This window comes from Tsuneonella sp. CC-YZS046 (assembly GCF_035581365.1).
In the GTDB taxonomy this organism is placed as follows: domain Bacteria; phylum Pseudomonadota; class Alphaproteobacteria; order Sphingomonadales; family Sphingomonadaceae; genus JAWKXU01.
In genome coordinates this window covers 2216722-2237852 of the sequence record NZ_CP141590.1, presented here as the reverse complement: position 1 = coordinate 2237852, position 21131 = coordinate 2216722, and the positions used below count along the sequence as shown (strand labels likewise).

Here is a 21131-nt window from a genome sequence, read left to right as displayed (position 1 = left end):
TGTCAGATGCCGCCCAGGGTCGTCTCGCGGCCGAGCGCGTGCAGGCCCTCGAGCAGTTTCGCCACGCAATCGTTCACGGCCGCCCGGTCGGTGGAGCGAACCACGAAATTGGCCCCGACCTTTCCTTCGCGGAAGAAGGGATAGCTGCCGATCTGGCAGCCCGCATGGGTCTGCTCGGTTTCGCGCAGCAGGTCCGCCACTTCGCTTTCCGGAATCCAGCAGCCGATCGTCTCCGCGATCAGCGGCTTCCCGCCCTCGAGCGTGCCGGTCAGCCCGTCCAGCATTCCGGCGGTGATGTAGGGCACGCCGGCCATCATGTAGATATTGCCGAACCTGATGCCGGGTGCGCCGGACATGTAGTTGGGGATCAGGCTGGCGCCATCCGGCACCCGGGCCATGCGCAGCCGCGCTTCGGTCAGCCCGCCCCGGGTGGAATAGTAATCCTCCAGGAAGGCGCGCGCTTCGGGGTGGATGACGACCGCGACGCCCAGCGCCCTGGCCACGGCGTCGACGGTGATGTCGTCATGGGTCGGGCCGATCCCGCCGGTGGTGAACAGATAGTCGTGGCCCGCCCGCAAGCTGTCGACCGCGCCGATGATCGCATCCTCGAGATCGGGCACCACGCGGACTTCCCGCAGCCTGATCCCCTGCACGTCGAGCCAGGTGGCGATCTGGGCGATGTTCTTGTCATGCGTGCGGCCGGAGAGAATCTCGTCGCCGATCACCACCAGGGCGGCGGTCCAGATGCGGTCGGGGTCGTTCATGGCACTGGATTAGGCGAAAATTCCGTGGCGCGCCACCGGGCTTGTTCGAATGAGAGGATGCCGTCATCCACCGGCCGGTCGCGGAAATCGCGGCGGTCTTCCCGGTAATCCTGGTTCAGCCGCCAGGGCAGGGTGGCCGCGCTCTTCGGCATCAGCGGCAAGGCGCGCTGGATATAGCCGGAGGAAAATTCGCTGAGCGCGCTTTCTTCGGGGCGATCCTTCTCCGCCAGCCGGGGCATGGCGATATCGGCGCCGGTCGCGGCCATATGGTTGAGCACGCTGCAGATATAGCGGGCGGTGGCTTCGGCGCGCAGGGTCCAGCTCGCATTGAGATAGCCGAACACCACGGCGAGGTTCGGCACGTTGGAGAACATGCAGCTGCGATAATAGAAGTGGTCGCGCCAGCGCAGCCGCTGGCCGTCCAGCGTCACGCGGATATTGCCCGCCATGGCGAGGCGCAGCCCGGTGGCGGTGACGATGATGTCGGCATCGAGATGCCTGCCCGACTGGAGCCGGATGCCGCTCCGGTCGAAGCGGTCGATCCGGTCGGTGACCACCGATGCCCGGCCCTGCCTGACGGCATCGAACAGATCGCCGTCCGGCACCAGGCACAGCCGCTGTTCCCATGGGCCGTAGGGGGGGAGCCAGTCCTTCTCGTTGTAATGCGGGCCGAGCGCCTGCCTGGCCTTGCGGGTGAGGAAACGCGCGATCTTGTCGGGCCTTGTGCGGGCCTTGCGATAGATGAAGTCCTGCACCCGGATATTCCAGCGCCGCACCAGCCCGGCGGCGGCGCGGTGCGGCAGGAACTTGCGCAGGAAAGCGCCGAGCCTGTCCTGCGAGGGCCGCGCGCCCATCCAGGTCGGGGTCCGCTGCAGCATGGTCACATGGCTGGCCGTCGCCGCCATTGCGGGCACGAGCGTAACGGCGGTTGCGCCCGAGCCGACGATCACCACGCGCTTGCCCCGGTAATCCAGCCCGTCCGGCCAGAATTGCGGATGGACCACGGGGCCGGAGAACTCCTCCCGCCCCGGGAAGGGCGGATCATGCGGGGAATCGTAATCGTAATAGCCGGCCGCGAGATAGAGGAAGCTCGCGGTCATCCGGCTCTCCCGGCCCGCTGCATCTTCCAGCGTGACCAGCCAGCGGCCCTCGGTGTGGCGGAAGTCGGCCGCGATCACCCTGGTGCCGAACCGGATATGCGGCGGCACGCCATGGCTGGATGCGACCTGTTCGAGATAGGCGCGGATGGCGTCGCCCGCGGCAATGCTTTCCCGGTCGGACCAGGGCGCGAAGGAGAAACCCAGCGTGTGCATATCGCTGTCGGAACGGACGCCGGGATAGCGGAACAGATCCCAGGTGCCGCCGAACTGCTCACGCCGCTCGACAATCTGATAGCTGCGGCCGGGGCAGAGCTTGCCCATATAGGCCGCCATGGCGATTCCGGAGATGCCGCCGCCCACAATCAGAACATCGCTGTGCGAAGGCTCGCTCACGGATTTCCTTTCTGCGTCCAAGCCGTCGACAGGCCCTGACCCTAACGCCTTTTGCCACGGGTGGAAGGAAGAAGTGGCGACAAGGGGGGTGACGGCCATCCCCTCTACCGCTAGGCGCGGTCCCGAAAATGACTCGAAAGATTGCGGGCGCTATGAAACGGGCGAGATATTCGAAGACCTCTCTGGCAACGGTGGCGATTCTGGCATCGGCTGCGCCCGTGCTGGCCCACGCTGAAACCGGGGCCGAAACCCGAGACGCATCGTTCGATGCGCGCGAGATCGTCGTCACCGGCCGGGGCCTGCCGGAAACGCCCGCCACTCCGGCCTATGATGTGCAGGTGCTGGAGCGGGACAAGATCCTGTCGAGCGGCTCCGGGCGCATCGAGGACGTCCTGTCGTCCGTCGCCGGTTTCCAGCAGTTCCGCCGTTCCGACAGCCGGTCGTCCAACCCCTCGGCGCAAGGGGCGACCTTGCGCGCGCTGGGCGGGAACGCGACCAGCAGGGCGCTGGTGCTGCTCGACGGGGTGCCGATGGCGGACCCGTTCTTCGGCTATATTCCGTTCAGCGCCATCGTGCCGGAGCGCCTGAGCATGGTCCGGGTCACGCGTGGCGGCGGCGCGGGGGCGTTCGGCGCGGGCGCGATCGCGGGCACGATCGAGATGGAAAGCGCCGATGCGGCGACGCTCGGCCTCTTCAATGGCGGGCTGCTCGTGAACAATCGCGGCGAGACGGAGGCGAGCGCGCAACTGGCGCCCGGCATCGGCTCCGGCTTCGCGGTCATCGAAGGGCGGTGGGATCGCGGCCAGGGTTTCCATACGACCCCGGCGGACCAGCGGGTTCCGGCCACGGCAAGGGCGAAATACGATAGCTGGTCGGCCTCCGCCCGCGTGGTGCAGCCGCTGTCCGACGATGTGGAGCTGCAGGCGCGGGGCCTGCTGTTCGACGATCATCGGACCTTGCGGTTCAAGGGGGCCGACAGCACCAGCACCGGGCAGGACGCCAGCCTGCGCATCGTCGGGCGTGGAGACTGGCAGTTCGACGTGCTGGGCTATGCGCAATGGCGCGATTTCTCGAACATCGTAATCAGCTCCAGCACGTTCCGCCCCACGCTGGACCAGCACGACACGCCGTCCAGGGGGCTGGGCGGGAAGATCGAGATCCGTCCGCCGGTGGGCGAGAACCACGTGCTGCGGCTGGGCGCGGATTACCGCCGGTCGAAAGGCCGGATGGAGGAAATCGGCTACAACGCCACCACCGGCGCGGTCACCACGCACAACCGGGCGGGTGGCACCAATGGCGATCTGGGCCTGTTCATCGAGCATGACTGGACCCTGGGCGACGTCATCCTGACCGCCGGGGCGCGGGCGGATCGCTGGACCGTCCGCGACGGCTATTACCAGCAGCGCAACGGCAGCGGCGCGTTGCTGACCGACAATCGCTTTGTGGGCAAGTCCGGCTGGGACGCGTCGTTCCGGGGCGGGGTGCTGGCGAATCTGAGCGAGACGCTGCGCCTGCGGGGCGCCGCCTACAGCGGCGTACGCCTGCCTACCCTGAACGAGCTTTATCGCCCGTTCGTGGTCTTTCCCGTGCGGACCGAGGCCAATGCCGAGCTGGGCGTGGAGAAGCTGCGCGGCTTCGAGGCGGGGATCGAGCTGCAGCCGTCGCCCGGCGTGAGCCTCGCGTTGACCGCCTTCGACAACCGGGTGAAGCACGCGATCGCCAATGTCACCATCGAGCAGAATCTTCGCCAGCGGCAGAATATCGACGAGATCCGCGCACAGGGCGTCGAACTCTCGGCCTCGGTCGAGCGCGGCCCGATTTCCCTGTCGGGAACGCTCGCCTATACCGACGCCAAGGTCCACGAAAACGGGATCGACGATACCCTGGACGGCAATCGTCCGGCGCAGACGCCGAAATGGGCGGCGAGCGGCACCTTCGCCTGGCAGCCGCGCGAGAACTGGCTGCTTTCGCTGACCCTGAGGCACATTGGCCGCCAGTTCGAGGACGATCTCGAAACGGACGTGCTGCCGGCCGCGACCACGCTCGATGCCTTCGCCCGCGTGCCGCTGTGGGATCGCCTGAACCTCGTCCTGCGCGGCGAGAATCTGTTCGACGAAAAGGTCATCACCCGCAATCAGGGCGGCTCGATCGACCTGGGCGTGGCCCGTACCGTCTGGGCGGGGTTGCGTTACGGGTTCTGAGCGTTCCGGCTCGTCCCGGTGCCGTTCAGTGCGTTTCAGGCGCCTTCAGCCGCGCCTTGCCGGGCGGGCTGCCGAAGCGCCGCTTGAACGCGCGGGAGAAGTGGCTGCTCCCCGAAAAGCCGCAGGAAAGCGCGATTTCCGTCACTGGTAGCGATGTCGCGCGGAGGAGCTGCGCGGCATGGTCGAGGCGGATCGCCATATAGGTGTCGGCGATGGTCGAGCCCAGCCGTTTCGCGAACAGGCGCTCGAGCTGGCGCAGCGTCACACCGCAAAGCGCGGCCAGCGAAGCGCGGGAAACCGGCACTTCCACCGCGCGCTCCATCGCCGCCAGCGCGCGCAGCACCCGCTCGTCGGTGGTGCGGAAGCGGTCTTTCAGGCTGGGCCTTTGGGCCAGCCCCGCCTCGCGCGCCTCGGTGCGGATGAACCATTCGCCCACCTTCATCGCCAGGGCTGGCCCCTGTTCGCGCTCGATCAGCTCCAGCGCCATGTCGAGCGCCGCCGTCCCGCCCGCGCATGTCATCCGCCGGCGGTCGATGACATAGAGCGCTTCCTCCAGCATCAGGTCGGGAAACGCCTCGCGCATCGCGGGCGCATGTTCCCAATGGACCGTGCAGCGATGCCCGCTCAACAGGCCTGCGCGCGCAAGCAGGAACGGGCCGCCCGACACGCCGCCGAGCAGGAGCTGGGCCGCCGCGAGCCGGCGCAGCGCGGCGAAGGTCGCGCGATCCGCGAAGGCGGCGGGATCGCCGCCCGCGATGACGAAGGCCATGTCGCAGGCGGCCGCATCCTCGATCCGTGCCTCCGCGAGGATCGCGGCGCCGTTCGAGGCACGGGCCGGCTGGAGCGCGTCCGTATCTCGCACTTCGGGAATAGCCACGTGCATCCAGCGATACAGCGTGCGTCCCGCCAGAATATTGGCGGCGCGGAAGGGCTCCACGATGGAAGCATAGGCCAGCATCGGGAAGCCTTCGACAAGCAGCAGGGCAATGCTGCGCGGGGAAGGGGAGAGGTCGCTTTCCGGCATGATCGTGTCGTTATGGGAAAAATTGCCGATAGCGCAAGCCGCCGGAGACTGGTTCCCTGCCGCCCTCAGCGGGAATGGTGCAAGGGCTGGGCCGCGAAGGAAAATCCCGGTTCGATGTCGCGCCGCAGCCGTTCCAGCACATCGTCCAGCTGCTGCCGCGCTTCGCTGGTGGCGGCGGGATAGACAATGCAGGCGCCGCCCTGCATCATCCGCGCCCGGAATTCCCGATCGGTGAATTCATGCTGGACCCACAGATCCAGCAAGCCGATGCTGTGCGAAAGCAGGGCCACCGCAATATCCTCTGCCGGAAGGCGGCAGCCTTCGGAGAAATATCCCGCGTCGATCAGGCCAGACAGGGAGTGCCGCCAGTAATCGAGCGCCCGGGTCATATAGGCCGGCCGTTGTTCCTTGGCATATTCGCCGAGTTGATATTTGTAGAGCGGGCGAAAAAGCTCGGGATCGCCGATGAAGTAATTGGCGGCGTTTTCCATGGCCAGCACCGGGCCGAGTGCGGCAGGCGCCTTTCCTTCGAGTTGCGCGCCGGAGGAAAGCAGGTCGTCCATCGCCCGGTTGAGCAATGAATAGAGGATGGCGCCCTTGCTGCCGAACAGATTGTAGGGGGTGGGTGCGCTCATCCGCGCGCGCTTGGCGAGCTGGACCATGGTGAACGATGTGCCGTTCGTCTCGCGGACGAGGGCCTCGGCGACGTCGAGGATACGCTGGCGGCGTTCCTTGCGCTGTTCGTCGCGCAGCATGGCTCTCGCTTTCCCCCGCTCCATGGCTGCCAGCAGCCGGATTTATGGAACATGGCGCAAGCATGTTGGGGGTGCAATCCGGACAATTTTTTAGCGCACTAAAAAATCCTGCTGGACATGGAGGCAAGGCCGCTTAGGTTGATCTTATAAACCGTTCGGATCGAATCCGGCTGCGGCCGCTGCAAGCGCTGCGCGTCATAAGTCCTTGTGGAGAGGGTAGAATGATCGAGGAAAGCGACATCCTGTTCCATACGCCGGCCTGGCCGCCTTGCAACTGGGCGACGGGTTTCTTGGGCTTCTGCATTCCCTCTGCCGACATGAGGGGCTGGAACGCTGAAGGTGCGGACGGATACGGCGCCTATATGAAAGGCATGCCGCTGAACCATTCGCGCGTGGGCTGAGTGCGGGCAACATGGTGGCGCCAGTGATAGACAAGCAGAATCCGCCTTCGGATTGGATCGAAGCGGTTCGTGCGCGCTTCCCTACGGAGCGCACGATGGACGAGGCGCTTACCCGAAAGATGCGCGCCCGTTCGGGACCCGCCTATTCGCCGACATCGATTTCCGACATCGAGCAGCGGCTGGTCCGCTTCTTTTCCGAAGTTGCGCCGGGCAGCCGGGTGGGCGGTGTCGCGCCGCTGGGCGGGGGCGCCTCGAAGGAGCAATTCCGGTTCGAGCTGGCCGAGCCGGGGCAGGCGCCGGTCGCCTATGTCCTTCGGCGCGAACCGCCCGAATCCGTGGTCGAGACGCATCGTTTGCGGGAATATCAACTCATGCGGGCAATGCAGGGCGTGGTCCCCGTGCCGGATGTGCCGTGGGTGGATAGCGATGGAAGCTGGTTCGGCCGCCCCGCCCTCATCAGCCGCTTTGTCAGCGGCGTGACCAAGCCGCCGGGCGGCAGCGGCAATGTCACTGGCCTGGGCGCGCAATACGGCCCGGAATTGCAACGGGCGCTGGGCGCCCAGTTCACGGAGCTGTTTGCCAGGATTCACACGTTCGATTGGCGGAATGCGGAGCTTGACGCTTTCGACGTTCCCGAGGCCGGGTCGAACGCGGGCGTGCAGGCAACCATCAACTGGTATGACCGGGTCTGGGAGGAAGATTCCTTCGAGCCGATGCCGATCATCCGTTTCGCAGCCCAATGGCTTCGGGCCAATGCGCCGCCGATCGATCATGTTTCCGTCATCCATCACGATTACCGGGCGGGCAATTTCCTGTTCGATCCGGAGAGCACCGAGATCACGGCGGTGCTCGATTGGGAGCTGGCTCATCTGGGGGATTATCACGAGGATCTCGCCTGGAGCCTGCAGGAAGGTTACGGCAGGTTGGACCATCAGGGGCGCTTCCTTGTCTGCGGGCTGATCGAGCGATCGGAGTTCCTGCAGCGCTGGCAAGACCATACCGGCTTGCCGGTCGATCCCGCGAAGCTCGATTACTATGCGGTCATGAACTGCTGGAAATCGACGATCATGGTGCTCGGAACCGCGGTGCGCTGCGCGATGGGCGGCAAGAGCCATCAGGACATATTGCTGGCCTGGCTGGCCGGGTTCGGCCCCACCTGCGTCTATTCGCTGAACGCGCTGCTGAGAAAGGCGATCCATGGTTCCTGATACGACACTTCGCCTCAAGGCCGTGCTCAAGGCGCTGAACGAGGTCATCGAGCCGGTCATCCCCGAGGATGCCGCCCTGGCGCGGGAGCAACTGGCGCTGGCCCGGAAATCCATCGCGCTGGTGATCGAGCAGATCCCGCTGGAGCTGGCCTATATGATCCGCGATGTGAGAGAGGATATGGCGCTGGCGCGCCAGGTCCTGCCCCGGCTTGGCCCCGATGACCCGCTTTCGACGCGGCTCGAAGATTCCATCGCGGATGCCGAAGCGGCTCTGCCGGTCGTGCCGCCGGATGCCGCCGCCCTCAAGGCGACTTGGCTGCAAATGAAGGAAGCCTTGCAGGATGCGGTGGACAATCTGTTCGCCGATGCCCCGGACGAACTCTGGGCGAGTCTGGGCCGGGCCGTGATCGAATACAGCGAGCGGCGCAATCTTCGCGAACGGGCTTGGGTTGCCGCCACCGGCTTCGATCCGGAACCCGGCAAGCTGCCGTCGCTGCGCGAGGCGGCGTTGGGCTGATCGAGCCGGCCCGGGGCGGACGGATCGCTGCCCGCTCCGGACCTTGCTTTTTTCTAGCCCGCTCGGATCAGGTCCTCGATCCGTGGCAGCTCGCCTGCGTTCACATCGAACCCGCAAGCCACGAACCAGGCCCGGTCGCGAAACGCCTGTCTCTTGCCGAATTCCAGCACTTCCTTGTGAAGATGGCGCCGGAAGGCATCGCCGCCATCCTCATCGACAGCCTGAACCAGCTCCTCCAGCGCCGCCGAGACTTCGCGGAAGCTCTCTTCGCTCGGCGCTTGCGCGGCTGCGATCCGGTTCGAAAGCTCTTCGCCGGCAGCCGTCGTCGCCGCGCCGCCTTCCGGCTTCAGCGCCTTGGCCGTGGAGGTGAGGTCGGCGTGGCAGAGTTCGGTATATCTCTCGACCTTGTCCCATTGCCCCGACATCATCGCCAATTGGCCGAGCAGGAGCGCGGCCTGTTCCTGGGCCAGGCGGTTCTCCGGATCGATGGCCGGGATGATGACGCTGCTGATGGCACGGCTCATGCTGTCGAGCCGGATGGCAAATCCCGGGATCATTCTGCGTTCTCCTCGAGCAGGAGGCGGGTCAATTCGTCGAGCAATGGCGGGGACACCATCGAAAGCCAGGTGAGGAGGATGTCCTGGTGATTATGATGGCGCGAAGCTGCGGTCAGGCCATTGCTGGCCATGGCGACCACGCTCCATGCGAGCAGGATGCGGTAGAAGCGCAGGATTTTGCGATCCACCTTGCGGCCCGTGGCGTCTTCGTAACTTCCTATGAATTCGTCCGCGGTCATCAGGTTGGAACAGAGATATTCGCCCTGCTCGTTCCGCGCGCCGAAGATTTCCACGAAGGACCAGGCAAGATCCTCGTGATAATCCCCGATATGGGCGAGTTCCCAGTCGAGGATGGCGGTGATCTCGCCGCTGTCCTCGTCGAACAGGTAATTGCCGGTGCGGAAATCGCCGTGGACCAGAACGAGTTCCTGCGTTTCCGGCATATTGGCGCGCAGCCAGGATTCGACCACCGCAAACACCGGATTGGGGGCGAAGGCCGATTCCCGCCAGACCCACGCCCACAGGTTCACGCGGAAACGCGCGGCCTGATAGGGGTCCGCATCCGGAATCTCGAAATGGGGCAGGGAATTGGCGCGGAAATCGAATTCATGGATCGCGCGCAGGTGATGCATGAATTGCGGCGCCAGCCTGCGGCGCCATTCGACATTGAAGCCGGTTCCCAGCCCCGATACGCCCGCTCCGCCCGCGGTGGGCTTGGTCGTGCCCTCGACGAATGTGGTGATCATGCTCGGGGAGCCGAGCCACTTGCCTTCCTTGTCCAGAAAGCGGGGCTGTGGCGCGGGAACGATGCCCTGCATCGCTTCCAGCAGCTCGAATTCCCGCTCACGGCTGGTTTCCAGCACGCCATCGGTGGGGTCCATGCGCAGCACGAGCCGTTCGGCTGTATCTTTGCCAGGCTGGAGCAGAGTGAACAGGAACTGTTCCTTGGAAGCGCCCCCGGCCAGCCTGGAAAGCTCGGCGATGGAGAAATTCTCCAACCCCTGCGCACTCAGGAAATTCGTCAGCCGTTCTTCGATCTCTTGAGGCGAAACGGGCTGGTAAGCGCCCCATTCGCGTTTGCGCAGGCGCTGGTTGAGCATCTCCTGGAGAAAGCGGTCCTGATCCTTCAGATGCGCAAGCGGTCTGGCGTCCACCGTCAGTTCCGCGGTCATGCCGCGCTCATCGACGAAACGGCCTCATTCGAACGAACGATGGAGCCGGTTGCGGCTTCCATCCCGCCAGCGCTGGCGGCATATTCTTCGATCAAGGGGCATTCCATTGTCACTCTCTCCAAATCAATGTTTTAAGGAAATTTACTTCTTGCGCGTTTCGTGGGGCGCGTTCTTCCGCAAGAAGGAGAATTTCCTGATCTGCGGCCGGACGGACGCGATGATCTCCTCGATCTTCCTGCGCTCGGCATCGGGAACCACCGCATAAACGAGCAGCGCCGCGTCATGAGTCATGCGGGCGACGAATTCCTCATTGTCGATATCTTCCTGCACCCAGAGATCGATCACTCCGGAACTGTGGGTCAGCAGCGCAAGCGCGACGTCGTCCCGGGAAAAACTGCCATCGGCCGGATCGTCCTGAAGATATCCGCGCTCGACCAATCCCTCGAGACTGCGCTTCCAATAGGTAAGCCCGCGATCGAGGTAGAACGGGCGCGCGCCCATGTCCCGCTCGCCCAGCTGGAATTTGTAGAGAGGCCGGTACAAGCCGGGCTTATCGACAAAAATCTTCGCGGCGTGCGTCATACTATAGATCGCATAGATGACCGGATCATCCGAAGCTGTGCCATCGTGCCGCTCATTGATGATCTGATCCAGCCCCCGATTCAACAGGCTGTAGAGAACAGCGCCCTTCGACCCGAAAAGATTATAGAATGTCGTAGGGCTGATTCCGACGAATTCGGCAAGCTGATACATGGTGAAATCGGTGCTGGAATTTTGCAATATCAGCTTCTCGACCCCGTCGAGTATCTTTTTCTTGCGTTGCTCTTTCGGTATTTTTCTAAGCATTTGTCTGCCCCGCCATGGTCCCGTTATTTCACGCTTGCGCGGCGACGTTAGCCGAGTGATCCCTTGCTGCAAATTGCATGATGCGGCTCTCCCGAAGCTCGGGCAAACAGGCTTGCCCGGATTCTCTCCGGAACGAGTGCCGCAAGTTATGATTCCAGCCGAATTCATGACTTGTAATGTAAGACATTACACGTCTATGCCGTCAAGCCGAAACGATATTCGAGAGTTTGGGAGAAGGAACAGCATGCTGGAAAGGACATCCGTCCATTCCGTCGACCGCGACGCGATCGAGCCGAGGTTGCGCGAGATCCTGGTGGAAAAGCACGAGAGGCGGAAACTGGGCGCCTACCGGCCCAGAACGGCGGCCGAGATCGCGCAGGGCGCCAGCGCGCTGTTCGCGCGATCGAAGTTGGATGCAACGGCGTCCAATGTCCGCCGGATGGGCGGCGGCGCTTCCAAGGAGCAGTTCCTGATCGATCTGGAAGGGCCGCAATTTCCACCCGGCTCGAAATGCGTGCTGCGCATGGACCCGCGCGAAGGCATTCTCGAGACATGCCGGCGCAGGGAAGCGCAAGTCATCCGCGCGGTGGCCGATGTGGTGCCGGCGCCGCCGGTTCTTTGCGTGGATGCGGACGGCGAGGCCCTTGGTCAACCGCTCCTCGTCACGGGTTTCGTGGGTGGAGTGACCAAGCCGACTTCGAATGAATCCGGCCCATCCGGCCTCGGCGCCAATCTTGGCCCGCGGATCGGTGGCGCCCTGGCTCCGCAATTCATCGACTATCTCGCCGCGATTCACGACGTGGATTACGAGAAGGTCGGTCTGGATGATTATGCCAAGCCGAGGCCGGGGACCACGGATGCCGCGCTCTGGCAGGTCAATTACTGGCGCTATGTGCGCGAGGTCGATGGCACGGATACCTCCGTTCTGCTCACGCTGGCCGAGAACTGGCTCTACGAGCGGCTGCCGGTATGTCCGCAGCCCGTGCTGCTGCAGGGCGACTATCGGCTGGGCAATTTCCTGTTCGACGAGGAAACGCTCCGCATCACGGCCATTCTGGATTGGGAACTTTCGCATATCGGCGATTTCCACGAAGACCTGGCCTATAGTTTCGAGCCGCTGTTCGGCACCCGCAATGCGGAGGGTGAACTCATCGTCGGGACGATGTTCACGACGGGCGAACTGCTGGAAAAATACCAGGCTGCCTCGGGCCGAACCGTCGATCCCGATGTGCTTTACTGGTATCGGGTGCTGACGAGCTACAAGCTCATCGTGATGAACCACACCTCCTCGGTGCTGGCTGCGCGCGACGGAACCAATCACCAGAACGCGCTGCTTGCCTATCTCGCATCCGTTACGGCAGGTCTTTCCGAAACGCTGTGCCGCCTGCTTGAAGGAGATCTCGGATGACGCCCAATCCGAACATCCGGCTGCAAAGCCTCGTTCATACGCTTGAGCAGGTGATCTTCCCCGCGGTCGATCCCGCCAATTCGCTGGCGAACGAGCAATGCGGCCTCGTACTGGCGCAGCTGAGGATGCTGATCCGGCAGATGCCCTATATCGGGGACTATCATGCGATGTGCCTGGACGACATCCGGCATACGATCGACGATCTGCCGGAAGCGAAGGGCGGGGCGCTCACCTCGGATGCGGCACGGCGGCTTGGCGTGGCTCGCGACGAGGTGAAGGCTGCCGCCAATCCGGCTGCCGCCTATCAGCTTCTCGGCAAGGCGTTCGAGGCATTGCTCAGGGCGGCGGCCGAGGACGGCGATGCGAATTATCGCGACCGGCTCGAACGCGCGGCCTTCGCCTTTTCCCGGCGTCAGGCAGGGCGTGAGCGGGTCTGGTTCAAGGACGCCGGTTTCGATCCTCATCCGGAAGAGGTGCAGGAGCTTGAGGAAATGTTCGCCAAGGCCCAGGAGAATGCGTCATGATCTTGCCCGAGCACGCCGAGTTTCAGTTTGGAGCGGATTCGCCCTACGACTGGTGCGAAACCAATTTCTTCCCGTTCGCCGTTCCGGAGCATCGCATCTCCGGCAGCATCTATCTCCTGTCCCGGCCCAGGCTCGGCGTAACCATGTCCGATATCGTGATCCAGGATCGGATCGCGCCTGAATGGGAGGCGCAGGCCTATGTCGACAATCAGCAGCATCTGCCGTGCCCGCAATCGCTGCTCGATTATTCCCTGCCCAATGGCCTTTCGGTCCGTGCCGTCAAGCCGCTCGAGCATTATCAAATGAGCTACGAGGGTATCGACGACACATCATTCGAACTGGAATTCCGATCCCTCATGTCTCCCTTCGACATGAACGATCCGGACATGGACCCCATGGCGGCAGGCCGGATCGGCGCGGGCTGGGGCGGTGCCGCCTTTTCCGGCCATTACGAGATTACCGGGCGGATCACCGGCCGGCTCACCCTGCGCGGGCGCGAATATGCGGTCGATTACGTGGATACGCTCGACCGGAGCTGGGGACCGCGCAAGGAAAGGGCAAATGGCAATGCGATCTGGATTCACGGCTCTTTCGGCGAGGAACTGACCGTCCATGCCTTTCTCGGGCTCGATCCGGCGCGCACCAGCGCGTTCGGCCCGCTGATCAGCGGCTATGCCCTGGCGGATGGGGAGTTGAGCGGGCTGGTCGCGGCCGAAGGTGGCGCGGAACGTCACCGGCTGCTGCCGATGTCCAACACGCTGCACGTCACGGACAAGCTGGGCCGGTCTTTCAGCCTGACCGGCGCGGCCATCAATGGCTGCGTCTGGGCGCCTTTCCCGTCGATGGTCTATGCGCAGAGCTTCATGCGGTGGAACTGGAATGGCCGGATCGGCCATGGCGTGCAGCAGGATGTGCTCAGCCGGGCCTACCTCACGCGGGAGCGCGATCTGATCGCGCGAATCTGACGCGACAGAGATTTCTGCGACCATCCTCAGCCCCGGTCTGGAATGCCAGGCCGGGGTTTTTCCTTTGCCCGCCACCACCATGGAATGAATTACATTTCACTCATTGACAGCAAAATGTAATGTAATGTATTACATTGTGAAGCGGTGAACTAAACCGCCATTGGGTTGAAAGGGAGAGGAGAGGGTCGAGCAGGAGCGATTCCCGTAGCCTGGGCGCCGATGCGCTGGCCGCCCGGATTTGCCGATGAGACGGCGGTCGGGTCATGGGCCGGCTCGGGCAAGGCCAGTTTCAGGCGCTGTAACTTTAACGCATTAAAGCAATGGAAGAAGATCGGCCATATCTGGAAACCCGGCGGGAGGGGGCGGGCAGGCTGTGTCTCGATAAGATTTGGAAAACACAAGAATGAAATTCAATAAAAACAGATAGATATAATTATCAAATCATTAAATGGTTTATCCATTTGACTCGTTCCGGGCAGAACTTTACGAGAGGCATTCGGATGATCCCGATGGGGCAATGGCCTCGTCATTCCGGGCGTGCCGGTTCGGATGAGGTTCGCCATTCGGGATAAGATATTGATTTAATGAATTTATCTTCGGCTGGTTTTCAGCTCGTTCAATAAGATAACGGTGCAAGGAGAGGAAAATGGAATTGAGGTATGGGAAAGCGTTGCTTGCCGGGGCTGCTGCACTGGTTCCTTTCTCGGCGGTGCATGCCCAGGGCGCCCCTGGCGATGAGATCGTGGTCACCGCGAACAAGCGCGAAGAAAGCCTGAACAAGGTCGGCCTGACAATCACGGCAATCACCGGCGAGGCGCTGGCCGAGCGCAAGGTGACCTCGATCGAGGATATTGCCGCCACCGTTCCGGGCCTCAGCTTCGCGCCCAGCGCCACCGCTACCCCGATCCTGACCCTGCGCGGGGTGGGCTTCAACGAATATTCACTGGGCGTCTATCCGGCGGTAACCGTCTATATCGACCAGGCGCCGCTGTCGTTCCCGGCGCTGACCGCGCATTCCGCGTTCGATCTGGAACGGATCGAAGTGCTCAAGGGGCCGCAGGGCACCCTGTTCGGCCAGAACTCGACCGGCGGCGCGATCAACTACATCGCCGCCAAGCCCACCGATACGTTCCAGGCCGGCGGCGATATCGGCTATGGCCGGTTCAATGCGATCGAGGGCAATGCTTATATCTCCGGCCCGCTGACCGAGACGCTGCGCGGCCGCATCGCGGTGACCGGGCTGAACTCCGACGGCTGGCAGAAGAGCTACACGCGCGACGACAAGAACGGCAAGCAATCCTATATCGCGGGCCGCATGCTGCTCGACTGGGATGCCAGCTCGGCCCTGCGCTTCCAGCTCAACGTCAATGGCTGGCGCGACAAGTCGGAGCCGCAGGCGCAGCAGCTGATCGCGACCCATGAAGGCATCGGTGGCGACACGCCGCCCCTTCCGCCGAGCTTGAGCAATGCGATCGACGATCCGCTGCGCAACGCCTATCAGCCGCCGCTGATCCCGGGCGCGCCATCCGCCAACCTGAGCTATCCCTTCTCGCCGCTCAATCCGCGGGCGGCCGACTGGTCGACGCTCGCGCTCGATCCCAACACCGCCACAACCCAGGGGCCGGGCGGTACAAGCGATCCCGCGACCGCGTCCTATACGGAATTCGAGCCGCGCGCCAACCGCAGGCTGTTCCAGGCTTCGCTGCGCGCCGACCTCGATGTCACCGACGACATCACCCTGACCTCACTCACTTCCTATGTCGATTACAAGCAGCGCCAGACGATCGACAGCGATGGCATGGCGATCGTCGCCTACGACTTCCCGATCTCGGACGGCACGGTGAAGTCCTTCAACCAGGAATTGCGCATCGGAAACGGCGCGAGCAATTCTTTCCGCTGGCTGCTCGGCGCGAACTATGAGGACAGCAAGACCTTCGAGGATCTGCTGATCCGCTATTGGGGCAACACCAACTACTCGCCGGGCAACTTCTATATCAATGCCAGCGGCGACAGGCTGAACCAGAAAATCCGCAATTATGCCTTCTTCGGAAATCTGGAGTTCAGCGTCACGCCCGAACTTACCCTGAAGGCCGCTGGGCGCTACACCAACTCGCGCATCCGGGCGCGTAACGCCTCCTACTCGCTGGCTAACGGCAATCTGGACGATCTGTTCAATCTGCTGGGCGGCTATTCCGACCAGCCGTTCACGCCGATCGGCCCGGGCGACAGCTATACGCTCAACTCGCTGCAGCTTGGCCTCGACCTGCCGAAGGGCCTCACCATTTTGAGCCCGCTCACGACCACCAGCGCTTTCGGCATTCCCGGCATCCCGTTCCAGGCCCAGCTGAAGGAGGACAACGTGTCCTGGCGCTTCGGGGCCGACTATCAGGCGACGCCCGATCTGCTGCTATACGGCAATGTTTCGCGCGGCTACAAGGCGGGCAGCTTCCCGACCGCGGCGGCCGCGTCCTACACCTCGATGCTGCCGGTGACGCAGGAGAAGGTCACGGCCTATGAAGCCGGCCTCAAGGCATCCTTCGCCGACCGCAAGATCCAGTTGAATCTGGCGGGCTTCTACTATGATTATCGCAACAAGCAGGTCCGCGGTAAGCTGTATGACGTGATCTTCGGCACGATCGATCTTCTGGTCAATGTGCCCAAGTCCCGCATCTGGGGCGCGGAAGCGGAGTTGACTGTCCGTCCGGTCGACGGGCTGACCCTGACCGGCGCAGTCACCCATCTCAATTCCAAGGTACAGCGCTACATCGGGTTCGACGGCTTCGGCGGCGTCGATAATCCCGACTATATCGTCGGTGGCGACAACCGGGAGGATCTGTCGGGCAATCCTCTACCCTACACGCCGAAATGGGCTGGCGTGTTCAATGCCGACTACAAGTTCAGCGCGCTTGGCGGGCAGCCGTTTCTCGGCTTCACGGTCAGCGCCCGCTCCGGCCAGGATGCGGCGATCGGGGGCGGCGTGACCACTCTGCCTGACGCACCGCGCTACCGGATCGCGCCTGGGGTTAGCCGCTTCCCCTACACCGTCGACGGCTATGCCACGGTGGATGCCCGCGCTGGCTTCGAAGCCGAAGATGGCGCATGGCGCGTCATGGTGTGGGGCAAGAATATCTTCAACAAGTACTATTGGACCTCCGTCATCCCATCCAGCGACTCCTCGGGCCGTCTGGCTGGCAGGCCCGCTACCTATGGCATAACCTTTGGGTTCAAGATCAGGTGATACGATGATTACAGATGCAGACATCAAGCTTCACGTCCCCGATAATATTCCGTGGAATTGGGCGGAGACAGGCTATTTCAACTTCTACATTCCCGAAGCGAACATCTTCGGCTTCGTCTACATCGTCCATCGGGCGGGAGTGGGAGCGACCATCTCGGATATCGAGATCGTCGATCGGCCCGGTTTCAGCGCCGATGATGCGGTCTATATCGATCTGATCAACCACAATCCGCTGGTTGAAAAGGCAGAGGATTTCACGCTCGAAACCGGGCTGAGCTTCCGCGCAAAGTCTATCCGGGACTATGAGATCGATTATCGTGCCGGCGGGATCGATTTGCACCTCGAATGCGAGGCGCTGATGGAGCCTTACGATATTCACGATCCGGAGATGGACCCGATGGCGGTCGTCGACGAAGCCGCCGCCATCGCCAATACCGGCTTCGGCTCCGCCTACAGCGCGCATTTCGACATGACGGTCAAGGTCGTCGGGCGCCTGAAGATCGGCGGCAAGGAATATCCGATCGATTGCGTTTCGACCATGGATCACAGCTGGGGTCCGCGCCCGGAAAACGGCTTCCATCCCATCCTCTGGGCGAATGCGCATTTCGGCGAGAATTACAGCCTGCATGGCATCTTTTCGGTCGACCGTGACGCCCCTGTCGGCCAGCAGCATGTGTTCAAGCATGGCTATGCGCTGATCGACGGCCAGGTTCGGGGCGCCAAGGGCGGCCGGATCGGAACTCTCCGCCCGGAGCTTTTCCCGACTTCCATGGAAATGACGCTGATCGACCGCGATGATCGCGAGCACACGGTTTACGGCTCCGTGCTCACCCATCACCCGTGGGTGCCCTATGGCAACAATCTGTCTCCGATCACCATGACCCGCTGGCACACCACGGATGGCCGGGTGGGTATCGGCACCTATCTCGAGGGTTTCCCTCTCAACCGGATACGCAAGTAAACGCTTCCCGGCGGTTCGATCACGTTACGTCGCCAGGCTTCGCGCTGCGGAGCCTGGAGCGTATTTTCGCCTCCTCATGGAGATTGCATTTTGACTCCCAGTATAGATCTTCGCATCGCCACAATGCTGCGTGCGATGCAGGAAGTCGTTTCTCCTGCCATCGACGGCAACAACAGCCTTGCGCGGGAGCAGGCGGCGCTGGTGATCGGCCAGTTGAAATTGCTGGCGGCGCAATGGAACAAGGCGGAAGACTACGCGAAGGCCTGCCTGGCCGATCTGGTTCAATCCATCGAGGGGCTGGATGCGCAGGGCGGGGAACGCACGCAGCAAGCTTCCGCCGGCCTGATCGCGGCGATTGCGGGCAGTGCCGACTGGTCGGCCGAACAGCATTTCAAGGCGGTGATGGCGGGCGCGGACGCGCTTGTCCGGGCTGCCGACCTCGATGGAGAAGCGGCGTTCCGCACAGCGCTCCGCAAGGCGCTGCTGGCCTTCAGCAAGCGGCAATCGCTGCGGGACCGTTCCTGGTTCCAGCTTAGCGGCTTCGATCTGAAGCCCGATGAACTCCACCCCGTCGACGACATTATCAAGGGACATGCAAGTTGATCTCCGATATCGATGATATCGAACCGCGCATTCGCGAAATATTGCACGAGAAACGCGCCCGCCGGCTGCAGGGACCTTATAGCCCGCGAACAGTCGCGCAGGTGAGCGAAGGCCTCTCGCGTCTTCTGGCCGAAGAGGGCGGCGCCATTTCCGATGTGCGCCGCATGTCGGGCGGTGCGTCGAAGGAGCAATTCCTGTTCATCTACGACGGGCCGCGCGGGCGAGAGCAGCTTGTCCTGCGCATGGACCCGCTCGAGGGCCTGCTGGAAACCTGCCGGCGCCGGGAAGCGCAGGTGTTGCGTGCGATGCGCGATGTCGTGCCGGTGCCGGAAGTGCTGTATGTCGATGCCGACGGCTCGGCGCTCGGGCTGCCTGGGCTGGTGACCAGCTTCGTTTCGGGCGTGGCCAAGCCGCCGCAGGCCGCTGCCTCGGTTTCCGGCCTGCGCACGGATTTCGACGAGGGCTGGCGTGCCTTGCTGGCTCCTGCGTTCATGGACAATCTGATCAGGATCCACGGGTTCGATTTCCGCTCCGCCGATCTTCCCGATTTCGCGGTTCCGGACGCGGATCCACTGCAGCCTGCGCTCCGTCAGGTCAATTGGTGGGCGCTGGCATGGCGCGACGATGTGGTGGACGCGTTTCCAATCATGGCCATCGCCGAAGGCTGGATGCGGGAAAACCTGCCAGCCTGCAATGAGCCCGTGCTGGTGCACGGGGACTATCGCACGGGCAATTACCTGTTCGATCCCGAAGATGGCCGGGTGACGGCGGTCCTTGACTGGGAGCTGGCGCATATCGGCGATTTTCACGAGGACCTTGCCTGGAACCTCCAGCCGATTTTCGCCAACAAGGGGGAGGATGGCCGGGAGCGCATATCCGGCCTGTTCACCCGGGAAGATTTCCTCGAAGGTTACGAGCGCCATTCCGGCCGGGTGATCGATCCGAAGACGCTGCATTTCTATAATGTGCTCAATGCATGGAAATGCGCGGTGATCGACCTTTCCTCATGCCTCACGGCTGCAAGGGACGGGAACAATCATCAGGACGTCCTGCTGAGCTGGCTGGCCACCTCGGCGCATATGGTGCTCGACCATCTGGCCGAACTCCTGGCGGAAGACATCCACTAAGTTCGCGGAAAGAGGCAAGGACGTGCGCGGGCGGCTCCGGCTGCCTGCGCTGATACCGTTTGTGTTGCATGGACGGAGATATGCCCGAGGGCGAAAATCAGCTCCAATTGAAGACTGATTGGTGCACCTAATGTCCACCCCCTGACGAGGCCTAAACTTCCCTAATTTACGCCGCGATCTGCTAGCTGTTTTGGAGAGCGGACAAGCTGGCTTAAAGGAGCTTTCCTCTGGTTCCCGTTTGTAAGTCTTAAGGTTTGGCGATTGTATACCTTGCAAACACGTCCTTCACAAAGCAAAGGAAATATCCGCACCTCCTTGCTTTAGCGGGGAACACCCTCTTTAAGCAGGGCTTCTTCCCATGATGTGAGCGTCATCCCACGTTCTTGTTTCTTGCGTACTTTGGCCACCATTGGCCCCCATAGGCGCGCTCGCCGAGCTGCCATAAGGTCTTTGTCATGCTGTTTGGAACGCTCTTCCCGTTCTTTCCGCTCTTTAGCTAGTTCGGCCTCTCGCTTCACCCGCTCTTTATGTGAGCGCGCAGGCCGCCCCGGCTCCGAACTAACGTCGATCACCGCGCCTGGGTCCTTTGCGCGCTTATCCGCCTTGTCCCATTTGAGCTTCGTCATTCCGACTTCTCCGGCTTCGGCTTCACCTTCGCGATCTTCGCCAATTTCTCATCCCAACGCACTTCATCCTCGTCCGCCTCTATTTCGCGGGCGAGCTTCTTGAACTTGTCGAGCTGGGAGGAGTTATCCCCATCCTGCGGCTTCATAGTTAAGAATCTCCTTGCAGGCTTGATAGCGCGCCCTTATCAAGAGCCGGTGCCCGCTTGGCGGAATGGTAGACGCACCGGTCTTTAAAACCGAAATCCTTGGCGGGATGTGGGGGTTCGAGTCCCCCAGCGGGCACCAGGTCTTACTTCCAAAGGACTATACAATGGCAAGAGAGAGCAAGCAAATGAGCATAGTCAAAGCCCAGCTTGAGGCTGTGCGGGCTCAGATCGAGCGGTTACGTGTCAAGGAGGAAACCTTGATCGAACTGTTGCGTGAACTGTCAGGCGAACCACCCGTCGCGGAGAAAACCGCTCGGAAACGCGCGCCCAGCGTGAAGCCTCACGTTCTCGACTTTATGCGGGAAATGGGAGAGCGTGGTGCAACAACGACTGAAGTCGATAACGCGATCCGCGCCCTTAACCCGGATGTTGCCAAGGATACTGTTGGTTCCGTTCTTTCTCGGCTCAAGAGCGAGGGCGCGCTCGTCTATGACGGAGAACGCTACTACGAAAAGCGCCACGCTCCGCAGCGCCCTTTTGACGGAGGTCTGCGAGCAGTGAACTAAAATTGAAAACGCCGGGAGGTTTTAGCTCC

The 21131-nt window shown here is 62.7% G+C and carries 21 protein-coding genes; 12 read left to right on the top strand and 9 right to left on the bottom strand.

Annotation, left to right across the window (positions count from 1 at the left end; translation table 11 throughout):
• Positions 1–2: 2 nt before the first annotated feature.
• A complete protein-coding gene (locus U8326_RS10965; RefSeq protein WP_324740310.1) occupies positions 3–764 on the bottom strand; it encodes a competence/damage-inducible protein A in 762 nt (253 codons plus the stop codon).
• Positions 761–2257 (bottom strand): NAD(P)/FAD-dependent oxidoreductase, encoded by a 1497-nt coding sequence (locus U8326_RS10960; RefSeq protein WP_324740309.1) that lies wholly within the window; start codon positions 2255–2257, stop codon positions 761–763. Before U8326_RS10960 ends, U8326_RS10965 begins: the two co-directional genes overlap by 4 nt.
• Before the next feature lie 152 nt (positions 2258–2409).
• Here U8326_RS10960 and U8326_RS10955 point away from each other — a divergent pair, with 152 nt between their 5' ends.
• Positions 2410–4458, top strand: coding sequence for a TonB-dependent receptor plug domain-containing protein (locus U8326_RS10955; RefSeq protein ID WP_324740308.1), 2049 nt, complete (start codon positions 2410–2412; stop codon positions 4456–4458).
• Positions 4459–4483: 25 nt separating this feature from the next.
• Here the strand turns inward: U8326_RS10955 and U8326_RS10950 are convergent, their stop codons facing one another.
• Positions 4484–5482: a GlxA family transcriptional regulator gene (locus U8326_RS10950; RefSeq protein ID WP_324740307.1), complete on the bottom strand. Its 999-nt coding sequence runs from the start codon at positions 5480–5482 to the stop codon at positions 4484–4486.
• A gap of 65 nt (positions 5483–5547) precedes the next feature.
• Complete coding sequence (locus U8326_RS10945) at positions 5548–6261, bottom strand: TetR/AcrR family transcriptional regulator (protein ID WP_324740305.1); 714 nt, start codon at positions 6259–6261, stop codon at positions 5548–5550.
• Between the two features lie 197 nt (positions 6262–6458).
• Here U8326_RS10945 and U8326_RS10940 point away from each other — a divergent pair, with 197 nt between their 5' ends.
• The 3 genes from U8326_RS10940 to U8326_RS10930 are packed head-to-tail and all read left to right on the top strand — an operon-like array spanning position 6459 to position 8363.
• Entirely contained in the window at positions 6459–6638 is a 180-nt protein-coding gene (locus U8326_RS10940; protein ID WP_324740304.1) for a hypothetical protein, read from the top strand.
• Positions 6639–6649: 11 nt separating this feature from the next.
• Positions 6650–7846, top strand: a complete 1197-nt coding sequence (locus U8326_RS10935; protein ID WP_324740303.1) for a phosphotransferase family protein — start codon at positions 6650–6652, stop codon at positions 7844–7846.
• Positions 7836–8363, top strand: a complete 528-nt coding sequence (locus U8326_RS10930; protein WP_324740302.1) for a hypothetical protein — start codon at positions 7836–7838, stop codon at positions 8361–8363. Before U8326_RS10935 ends, U8326_RS10930 begins: the two co-directional genes overlap by 11 nt.
• 53 nt (positions 8364–8416) lie before the next feature.
• On the opposite strand, the gene U8326_RS10925 is transcribed toward U8326_RS10930, so the two are convergent.
• The 3 genes from U8326_RS10925 to U8326_RS10915 form a co-directional block, all read right to left on the bottom strand.
• Positions 8417–8920, bottom strand: a complete 504-nt coding sequence (locus tag U8326_RS10925) for a hypothetical protein (protein WP_324740300.1) — start codon at positions 8918–8920, stop codon at positions 8417–8419.
• A complete protein-coding gene (locus U8326_RS10920) occupies positions 8917–10092 on the bottom strand; it encodes a phosphotransferase family protein (protein ID WP_324740299.1) in 1176 nt (391 codons plus the stop codon). Before U8326_RS10920 ends, U8326_RS10925 begins: the two co-directional genes overlap by 4 nt.
• Before the next feature lie 141 nt (positions 10093–10233).
• Positions 10234–10938, bottom strand: coding sequence for a TetR/AcrR family transcriptional regulator (locus U8326_RS10915; RefSeq protein ID WP_324740297.1), 705 nt, complete (start codon positions 10936–10938; stop codon positions 10234–10236).
• Between the two features lie 244 nt (positions 10939–11182).
• Between U8326_RS10915 and U8326_RS10910 the strand changes: the two genes are divergently transcribed.
• The 7 genes from U8326_RS10910 (at position 11183) to U8326_RS10880 (ending at position 19764) form a co-directional block, all read left to right on the top strand.
• Positions 11183–12346 (top strand): phosphotransferase family protein, encoded by a 1164-nt coding sequence (locus U8326_RS10910; RefSeq protein WP_324740296.1) that lies wholly within the window; start codon positions 11183–11185, stop codon positions 12344–12346.
• Positions 12343–12870, top strand: coding sequence for a hypothetical protein (locus tag U8326_RS10905; protein ID WP_324740295.1), 528 nt, complete (start codon positions 12343–12345; stop codon positions 12868–12870). Before U8326_RS10910 ends, U8326_RS10905 begins: the two co-directional genes overlap by 4 nt.
• Entirely contained in the window at positions 12867–13835 is a 969-nt protein-coding gene (locus tag U8326_RS10900) for a DUF7064 domain-containing protein (protein ID WP_324740294.1), read from the top strand. The genes U8326_RS10905 and U8326_RS10900 overlap by 4 nt, the downstream gene beginning before the upstream one ends.
• 646 nt (positions 13836–14481) lie before the next feature.
• Positions 14482–17073: a TonB-dependent receptor gene (locus U8326_RS10895; protein ID WP_324740293.1), complete on the top strand. Its 2592-nt coding sequence runs from the start codon at positions 14482–14484 to the stop codon at positions 17071–17073.
• A 4-nt stretch (positions 17074–17077) separates the two neighbouring features.
• Complete coding sequence (locus U8326_RS10890) at positions 17078–18034, top strand: DUF7065 domain-containing protein (protein ID WP_324740292.1); 957 nt, start codon at positions 17078–17080, stop codon at positions 18032–18034.
• 123 nt (positions 18035–18157) lie between these two features.
• Positions 18158–18637 (top strand): hypothetical protein, encoded by a 480-nt coding sequence (locus U8326_RS10885; protein WP_324740291.1) that lies wholly within the window; start codon positions 18158–18160, stop codon positions 18635–18637.
• Between the two features lie 101 nt (positions 18638–18738).
• Entirely contained in the window at positions 18739–19764 is a 1026-nt protein-coding gene (locus U8326_RS10880) for a phosphotransferase family protein (protein WP_324740289.1), read from the top strand.
• Positions 19765–20084: 320 nt separating this feature from the next.
• Here the strand turns inward: U8326_RS10880 and U8326_RS10875 are convergent, their stop codons facing one another.
• Entirely contained in the window at positions 20085–20390 is a 306-nt protein-coding gene (locus U8326_RS10875; RefSeq protein WP_324740288.1) for a hypothetical protein, read from the bottom strand.
• Positions 20387–20536, bottom strand: a complete 150-nt coding sequence (locus tag U8326_RS10870; RefSeq protein WP_324740286.1) for a hypothetical protein — start codon at positions 20534–20536, stop codon at positions 20387–20389. The genes U8326_RS10875 and U8326_RS10870 overlap by 4 nt, the downstream gene beginning before the upstream one ends.
• Before the next feature lie 185 nt (positions 20537–20721).
• On the opposite strand from U8326_RS10870, the gene U8326_RS10865 reads away from it, so the two are divergent.
• Positions 20722–21102 carry a hypothetical protein gene (locus tag U8326_RS10865; RefSeq protein WP_324740284.1) on the top strand — a complete coding sequence of 127 codons (381 nt, stop codon included), beginning with the start codon at positions 20722–20724 and terminating at the stop codon, positions 21100–21102.
• The last annotated feature ends 29 nt before the right edge of the window (positions 21103–21131 follow it).